Here is an 8,421-nt window from a genome sequence, read left to right on the forward strand (position 1 = left end):
GGAGTGCTCGGCGGTGCGGTCGACGACGATCTTCCGGTACGAGGCGATCATGCGCGCCTCGCCCTTGCCGCCGTCCAGGATCGCGCGCAACTGGTCGAGGTCGCCCTCGCGGACCATCTTCCAGAACTCGGCGCCGTCCGCCGGGTCGCTCAGCGGCAGGTTCACGTTCCGCACGCCGGGCAGCTCGACGTCGGGGCCCTCCAGCTTCTGGTCGGCTGCGTTGCGGAAGTCGAAGACCGTGTGCAGGCCCAGGGAGGCAAGGAAGGCCGCGTCCTCCTGCGTCGCGTGCGCGAGGTGACCGCTGCGGAAGAGAACTCCATGACGCACCCGCCGCCCGTCCACGGTCGGCAGCCCGCCGACGTCACGGAAATTGCGCACTCCGGCCAGCTCGGGCTCGGTCGACGGGACCTGCTGCGTCACGGGGGCTCCTCCCGGTCGGTCGCCGCCGTCACGGCTCGTCGGCGGGCGCTCCGTCGACCATACGGCATCGATTTCCCCGGGCAATGAGTTGTCCACAGGCATTGCCAGCGGGGTGCGCGCCCCCGATGATGTTGGCACTTGCGCGGATCTGTTGGCACTTGTGAGGTCTCGATGGTGGACATCGCCGAAAACGGTCGTACCTGGCTCCTGTCGGGCCCCCACAGCAGTTACGCACTGCATCTCACCGACGCGGACGAGCTGCTGCACCTGCACTGGGGGCCGCGGATCGCCCTCGCCGACGCCGAGGCGCTCGCGCTACGGCCGCTGCCCGGCTACTGGCCCTTCGAGTCCCCGCTCGACGGCCGTGAGGAGTATCCCGTCGAGGGCGGCCCCCGCTTCGTCCGCCCGGCCCTGTCCGTCCGCACCGAGGAGCGGCGCGGCACCGAGTGGCGCTTCGAGTCGTCCCGCACGGAGGGCGACGAGCTGCGGCTGCGCTTCGACGACGACGGTGTGGGGATCACCCTGCACTACCGGATGCGCGGCGACGTGGTCGAACGCTGGGTGACCGTCGTGAACGGCGGCCCCGCGCGCGTGGAACTGCTGCGGGCCGACGCGGCCACCTGGACGCTGCCCGACCGCGAGGGGTGGCGGCTGTCCCAGCTGCACGGCCGCTGGGCCGCCGAGTCCCGGCTCACCGCCGCCCCCCTCACCTACGGCGAGAAGGTCATCGGCAGCCGCCGGGGGCACACCGGCCACCAGCACCTGCCCTGGGTCGCCCTCGACACCGACGCCACCGAGGAGCGCGGCGAGGTCTACGGCTGCGCGCTCGGCTGGTCCGGCTCGTGGCGCATCGCCGTCGCCCAGCTCCCGGACGCGCGCGTGCAGATCACCGGCGGCGCCGGCCACGACGACTCGGGTCTGATGCTCCTCGCGCCGGGGGAGTCGTACACCACCCCGGTCTTCGCGGGCCTGTGGAGCGACGGCGGCTTCGGCGGCGCGAGCCGCGCCTGGCACGCCTACCAGCGGGCGCACGTCGTCCCGGACGCCGGCCGGGACCGGCCCGTGCTGTTCAACTCCTGGGAGGCGACGTACTTCGACATCTCGGAGGAACAGCAGCTCGCGCTCGCCCGCCGGGCCGCCGGGATCGGTGTCGAGCTGTTCGTGGTGGACGACGGCTGGTTCGGCGCCCGCACCAGCGACCGCGCCGGCCTCGGTGACTGGACGCCGAACCCCGACCGCTTCCCGCACGGCCTGGCGCCCCTGGCCGGCCAGGTGCACGACCTGGGCATGCGGTTCGGTGTCTGGGTCGAGCCCGAGATGGTCAACCCCGACAGCGAGCTGTACCGCGCCCACCCCGACTGGGTGCAGTACCAGCCGGGACGCCGGCGGACGGAACTGCGCAACCAGCTCGTCCTCAACCTCGCGCGCGCGGACGTCCAGGAGTACCTCTTCGAGCGGCTGGACACCCTGCTGTCGAGCGCCCCGATCGACTATGTGAAGTGGGACTTCAACCGCTGCTTCACCGACGCCGGCTGGCCCGGGGAGCCGTACCCGCAGCGCCTGTGGGTGGATCACGTCAACGCCCTGTACGGCCTGCTGGACCGGCTGCGGGCGGCCCACCCCGGCGTCGCCTTCGAATCCTGCTCGGGCGGCGGCGGCCGGATCGACCTCGGCGTGCTCGGCCGCACCGACCAGGTGTGGACCTCCGACAACACCGACCCGCTGGACCGGCTCGCCATCCAGCACGGCTTCACCCAGATCCACCCCGCGCGCGTGATGGCGGCCTGGGTCACCGACAGCCCCAACGCCCAGCTCAACGGGCGGGTCAGCTCGCTGCGGTTCCGCTTCGTCAGCGCCATGGCCGGCGTGCTCGGCGTAGGCGGGGACCTGACCGAGTGGAGCACCGAGGAACTGGCCGAGGCCCGGGGGTGGATCGAGCTGTACAAGGAGATCCGCCCGCTGGTGCAGCATGGCGAGCTGTACCGGCTGCGGCCCCCGGCGGGCGGCCTGAGCGCCGTGCAGTATCTGCGGGGCGAGGAGGCGGTCGTCCTGGCCTGGCTCCAGGCGCAGAGTTACGGCGAGCCGGTGCCGGCGGTGCGGCTGCGCGGGCTCGACCCGACGGCCTCCTACGCCTGCCGTGAAACGGGCGAGGTGCACCGGGGTGCCGTACTGCTGCACCACGGACTGCACACCGGACTGAAGGGCGACCTGGACGCGACGGTCATCCGGCTGCGCCGTATATGAGCCCGGGCGCGCACGGCGTCCCCGTCGGCCGGCACCCGACTTCCCGCTGCGCCGGCACCGCCTATTCCCGCCCGGCACACAATTGCGGAGTGGCTCTTCTCACCGCTAGTCAACCCCGCCCTACGGTCGCGTAAGTCACACCGAAAGGTGAATCATGGTCCGACGTGGCAGACGATTCGAAGAATGACAACGCATCAGTGATCGGGTCGTACGTAGCGGTGGGGGACAGCTTCACCGAGGGCGTCGGCGACCCCGGCCCCGACGGGGCGTTCGTGGGCTGGGCCGACCGGTTCGCGGTACTCCTCGCCGACCGGTGCCCCGAGGGACACTTCCAGTACACCAACCTCGCCGTGCGCGGGAAGCTGCTGGACCAGGTCGTGGCCGACCAGCTCCCCAGGGCCGTCGAACTCGCCCCCGACCTCGTCTCCTTCTGCGCGGGCGGCAACGACATCATCCGCCCCGGCACCGACCCGGACGAGGTCGCCGAGCGCTTCGAGAGCGCCGTGTCCCGGCTGACCGAGGCCGTCGGCACCGTGCTGGTGACGACCGGCTTCGACACCCGGGGCGTGCCCGTGCTCAAGCACCTGCGCGGCAAGATCGCCACCTACAACGGGCACGTCCGGGCCATCGCCGACCGGTACGGCTGCCCCGTCCTCGACCTGTGGTCCCTGAAGTCCGTCCAGGACCGCAGGGCCTGGGACAACGACCGGCTGCACCTCTCGCCCGAGGGCCACACCCGCGTGGCGCTGCGCGCCGGACAGGCCCTCGGCCTGGACGTCCCGGCCGACCCGGAGCAGCCGTGGCCGCCGCTGCCGCCGCGCGGCACCCTGGACGTCCGCCGCGACGACGTCCAGTGGGCCCGCGAGTACCTCGTCCCCTGGATCGGCCGCCGCCTGCGCGGCGAGTCCTCCGGCGACCACGTCACCGCCAAGGGCACCCTCTCCCCGGACGACATCAAGATGCGCATCGCCTCGGTGGCCTGACCCGGCGACACTGCCGTGGCCCGCGAGGGCCGGAGTCCGGGACGGCCGCCCGGCAGGCAGCCGTCGGCGCCCGGCTGTCGGCACCGCGCGGCAGCGGTGGCGGGCCCCCGAGGCCGTCCCGCCGCCCGCGCGGCGGCGGGACGCGGCCGGATCGACGGTCCGGGCCGGGTGGCGCGGTGTGTTCGGACCGGGCGGTGTGGCGCGGTCCGGGTGCTCACCGCGTCCGCTCGGTCAACGTGGCCCGGTCCAGGCCCAGTTCCCGGGCGAGGGCGTCGTCCACCCATTCCTGTGCGCGGGAGCGCACCACCGCCCCCGGGTACGACGTCAGCTGCACGGCCAGGCCGTCCAGCAGCGCGGTCAGCCGCAGTGCCGTGCCGGCCGGGTCCGCGCACGCGAACTCACCGGCGGCCACGCCCTCGGCGATGACCCCCGCGATCGCCGCCTTCCACTGCTCGTCCAGTTCCCGGGTGACCTCGCGCAGCGCGGGCTCGCGCAGGGCCACGGCCCAGCCCTCGATCCACAGCCGCCAGCCCTTGGCCTGCCCGGTCGGCGCGTACCAGCGCACCGCGGCCCGCAGCCGCCGCAGCGCGGTGGTCCGCCGGCCCACCACCTTGCGCAGGTGCGCGAGGTCGTCCTCGGCCGCGTACGCGAACGCCGCGGCGACCAGCTTCTCCTTCGTGGAGAAGTGGTACAGCACCAGCGCGTTGCTCACCCCGAGGCACGCGGCCACGTCGGCGATCCGCACCGCCGCCACACCCCGCGCCTCGATCTGCCCGATGGCTGCCCGCAGCAGCTCCTCCCGCCGCTCGGCCACGCCCATCCGCACTCTTGCCACGCGCTCACCCTAGTCGCAGTCGATCGCAAGTGAGCGCGGCCGGTCGCACATGATTGCGCCGTCGGCCTCGCACCGGTGCCGCGCAGGAGCCCATCGCCGGCCGCCCGGTCGGGCCCACCGTCGGCCGGCCGCAACGGAGTTGACCCCGGGGCCGCATCCCGGCGCCCGGGCGGTCGCGCGACGGGCCCCCGGCAGCGGCGCGGGCACACCCCTGCCTACCGGGACCGTCGCGCGGGCCGACCATAATGGAGGGCCTCACCCACTGCACGGGAGGTACCGTGACCGGTTTGCGTTCTTCGAGCTCCGGGCTCCGCGCGCTGCGGCCCGAGGCGTTCGGCGCGGACCCCGCCGGTGAGCGCCTGGCACGCATCCGCCGCTCGCCGCACTTCAGGAACGGTGTCTTCCTAAACCCCGGCGGCCCCGCCTGTACCCGCCCCTCCGGCTCCCCCGTGGACCTCGCGAAGGTGTTCCTGGACAAGGAGACCCGGCCGTTGCGCGCCCCCAAGGGCACCGTTCCGGTGTACCCCACCACCTTCGCCGACCTGGCCGGGCCGCCCACGACGGGGCTGCGGCTGACCTGGATGGGACACTCCAGCGTCCTCGCCGAGATCGACGGCCACCGGGTGCTGTTCGACCCCGTCTGGGGTGAGCGCTGCTCCCCGTTCCCCTTCGCCGGCCCCAAGCGGCTGCACCCGGTGCCGCTGCCGCTGGCCGCGCTCGGCCCGGTGGACGTCGTCGTCATCTCCCACGACCACTACGACCACCTGGACCTGCCCAGCATCAAGGCGCTGGCGGGCACGGACACCCTGTTCGCCGTGCCGCTCGGTGTCGGCGCCCACCTGGAGCACTGGGGCGTCCCGGCGGACCGGCTGCGCGAGCTGGACTGGCACGAGTCCACCGAGATCGGCGGGCTGACCCTGACCGCCACCCCGGCCCGGCACTTCTGCGGCCGCGGACTGCGCAACACCCAGCACACCCTCTGGGCGTCGTGGACCGTCGCCGGCGCCGAACACCGGATCTACCACAGCGGTGACACCGGCTACTTCGACGGCTTCCAGGAGATCGGTGCCGCGCACGGCCCCTTCGACGCCACGATGATCCAGATCGGTGCGTACAGCGAGTTCTGGCCCGACATCCACATGACTCCCGAGGAGGGCCTGCGGGCCCACCTCGACCTCCAGGGCGGGGCACCGCACGGGGTGCTGCTGCCGATCCACTGGGGCACCTTCAACCTCGCCCCGCACCCCTGGGCCGAGCCGGGGGAGTGGACGAAGGAGGCCGCCGAGGAGGCCGGCCAGGCGGTGGCGCTGCCCCGGCCCGGCGAGCCCTTCGAGCCGGCCGGCAAGCTGCCCGCCGAGGCGTGGTGGCGAGGCGTTGCGGGGGAGGTGCGACGCACCTGGCGCTCGGTCGGCGCCTTCGTCGCGGAGCCGCCCGCCCGCCCCACCGGCGACCGCACGGACTGACCCCGGACGCCTGTCACCTCGGCCCGGCAGCGCCGGCCCGGGCCAAGGCCAAAGCGGTGACTTTCCGTGACGGTCACCTCCGTGGCCGGGTGGTCGTCAGGGCTCGCCGCGGCACATCCGGCGGCGCACCGGGAGCATCGGACGGCGAGCGGGAGGGGCGTCCGGAGGCTGCGGGCGATCGATCGCCCGTTCCGTTTGTGACCACTTGTGAGCAGGGCAGATCGCCTTTGTGCGTAGCCGGACTGTGTGCTCGACCCCGGTCATCGGACTTTCGTACGACACCTCATACCAGAGCGGGACGCTCCTCGGGGGACTTCGTCAACTGCCCACCGCACATGTGGCTCAGGCGACTACTGTGAGTGTCCGTCGGGCGACGCGCGGCCGGATCCGCCGGTGCCGCCGGCCGACGCCGTGACGACGCCCGCCCGCATCGACGCAGGCCCGCGGCGCACCGCACGGGAACACACACCCGACGGACAGTACGAGGACGCAGATGTCTCACCTCCGAGCACCGGCCGCCCGTGCCGACCGCCGCGAGGGCGGCCGGCACGGGCGGCCGGTCGCCCGACCCGCTCCCGCACTGCCCGAAACCCACATACGGCCCCAGCTCATGCGGCTGGCCGTCCTGCCACCCCTCGCGGTCGCGCTCAGCGCCACCGCCGCGGTGCTCTTCAGCATCCGCTCCACCGGCGCCCGCAGCGGACCCCTGCTCTGGACCGTGCTCGCCGGAGCGGTCACCGTGGCCGTCGCCGCGATCCTCATCGCCGCCGTGGCCGCCGACCGCGCCGCCCGCTCGGTCACCGACCGCGTCGACGCACTGCGCCGCACCGCCGCACGCGGCGAGGCAGACCTGCAGGCCCTGGTCGACGCGCTCCGGCAGGGCGAGACCCCGCCCGCCCCCGGCCCGCGCCGCCGGCCGCCCGCGGACGCCGACGACTTCGAACTCCTCGCCGCCGACCTGGCCCGCGCGTACGACGGCGCCGTCACCGCCGTCGTCCGGGCCGCCCAGCTCTCCAGCCGGGCCGGGAGCGAGCAGAAGCTCGAAGTGTTCGTGAACCTCGCGCGCCGGCTTCAGTCGCTCGTGCACCGGGAGATCTCGATCCTCGACGACCTCGAGAACGAGATCGAGGACCCCGACCTGCTCAAGGGCCTCTTCCACGTGGACCATCTCGCCACCCGGATCCGGCGGCACGCCGAGAACCTCGCCGTGCTCGGCGGCGCGGTCTCCCGCCGGCAGTGGAGCAACCCGGTCAGCATGACCGAGGTGCTGCGCTCCGCCATCGCCGAGGTCGAGCAGTACTCCCGGGTCAAACTCGTGCCCCCCGTCGACGGCGAACTGCGCGGCCACGCCGTCGCCGACGTCATCCACCTGCTCGCCGAACTCATCGAGAACGCCACCGTGTTCTCCGCCCCGCACACCCAGGTCCTGCTGCGCGCCAACCTCGTCACCTCCGGACTCGCCGTGGAGGTGGAGGACCGGGGGCTGGGGATGCCCGTCGGCGAACAGAGCCGCATGAACGCCCTGCTCGCCGACCCCGACCAGGTCAACGTCGCCAGCCTGCTGGCCGACGGCCGCATCGGCCTCTACGTCGTCTCCCAGCTCGCCCGCCGGCACCACATCCACGTGCGGCTGCAGACGAACATCTACGGCGGTGTGCAGGCGGTGCTCGTCGTCCCGCAGGCGCTGTTGGGCAACGCGCCGGGGGTACCGGGCGCGGATGCCGGCACGGCCGCCCCGCAGCCCCAACCCCAGCCGCCCGCGCCGGCACCGGGGAACGACGGGACCGGCATCGGGACCGGGGCCGGCACCGGCAGGCGACGGCACGCCCAGCGCGGAACCGGGCCGCGGGGCACCGAGAGCGGTGGGCACGGACGGCACGGAGCCGCGCCCGACCCGCTGCCCGTGCGCGGCGCCCAGGGGACGCGGCCGGGCCCCGCCGACGCCGTGCCCGGCGTCAGCGCCGAGGACCGGCCGGTGGTGGAGGCGCACTCGGGCGTACTGCCCACCCCGCGCGTCGGTCCGGTGCGCGGCACCATGGACAAGCCCCGACTGCCCCGCCGGCGCGCCCAGGAGCACATCGTGCCCCAGCTGCGCGGCGGTCCCGCGCCCCGCCAGGACTCCGACATCGTGGCCGGCCACGACCCCGGCCTGATGGCCGCCTTCCAGCGCGGAATCGGACTCGCCGAGGCCCAGCAGACAGCCACGGGAGCCGGCGACACAGGTGCGGGCCACATGCGTGCGGACTACACGGCCTCAGGCCACATGGGCGCGGACTACACGAGGCCGGACTACACGAACCCGGACCGCAGGAGCATGGACCACGCGAGCGCGGACAGCGCGGACAGCGCGGCCCCGAGCCAACTGGCCGGGTACAGAACGGCCGCAGACCACTCGGGGTCCGCGCACACGGGTGCGGGCCACACAGGCGCCGACTACACGGCTCCGCTGCCCCGCCCCCACCACACGGCCCCGCAC

At 73.9% G+C, this 8,421-nt stretch carries 6 protein-coding genes; 4 read left to right on the top strand and 2 right to left on the bottom strand.

Features of this window, described 5'->3' with window-relative positions; translation table 11 throughout:
• A partial coding sequence (locus tag IE312_RS40395; RefSeq protein WP_229899881.1) for a tyrosine-protein phosphatase occupies nt 1–420 on the bottom strand: 420 nt, incomplete at its 3' end.
• Nucleotides 421–591: 171 nt separating this feature from the next.
• Here IE312_RS40395 and IE312_RS16470 point away from each other — a divergent pair.
• Together IE312_RS16470 and IE312_RS16475 are read left to right on the top strand one after the other, a co-directional pair.
• On the top strand, nt 592–2,664 hold the full coding sequence (locus IE312_RS16470) for an alpha-galactosidase (RefSeq protein ID WP_189982467.1): 2,073 nt from the start codon (nt 592–594) through the stop codon (nt 2,662–2,664).
• A gap of 197 nt (nt 2,665–2,861) precedes the next feature.
• Nucleotides 2,862–3,647, top strand: a complete 786-nt coding sequence (locus IE312_RS16475; RefSeq protein WP_189982730.1) for an SGNH/GDSL hydrolase family protein — start codon at nt 2,862–2,864, stop codon at nt 3,645–3,647.
• Nucleotides 3,648–3,861: 214 nt separating this feature from the next.
• On the opposite strand, the gene IE312_RS16480 is transcribed toward IE312_RS16475, so the two are convergent.
• On the bottom strand, nt 3,862–4,482 hold the full coding sequence (locus tag IE312_RS16480) for a TetR/AcrR family transcriptional regulator (protein ID WP_189982469.1): 621 nt from the start codon (nt 4,480–4,482) through the stop codon (nt 3,862–3,864).
• 278 nt (nt 4,483–4,760) lie between these two features.
• Here IE312_RS16480 and IE312_RS16485 point away from each other — a divergent pair, with 278 nt between their 5' ends.
• Complete coding sequence (locus IE312_RS16485; RefSeq protein ID WP_189982471.1) at nt 4,761–5,945, top strand: MBL fold metallo-hydrolase; 1,185 nt, start codon at nt 4,761–4,763, stop codon at nt 5,943–5,945.
• 493 nt (nt 5,946–6,438) lie between these two features.
• On the top strand, nt 6,439–8,421 hold a 1,983-nt coding region (locus IE312_RS16490; protein ID WP_229899883.1), incomplete at its 3' end, for a sensor histidine kinase.

Origin of the sequence: Streptomyces capoamus, from assembly GCF_014654935.1 — a bacterium.
Classification (GTDB): Bacteria; Actinomycetota; Actinomycetes; order Streptomycetales; family Streptomycetaceae; genus Streptomyces; species Streptomyces capoamus.

Bases quoted from the DNA above. Each gene is read 5' to 3' on its own strand.
- IE312_RS16470 (WP_189982467.1), top strand. From the start codon at position 592: ATGGTGGACATCGCCGAAAACGGTCGTACCTGGCTCCTGTCGGGCCCC.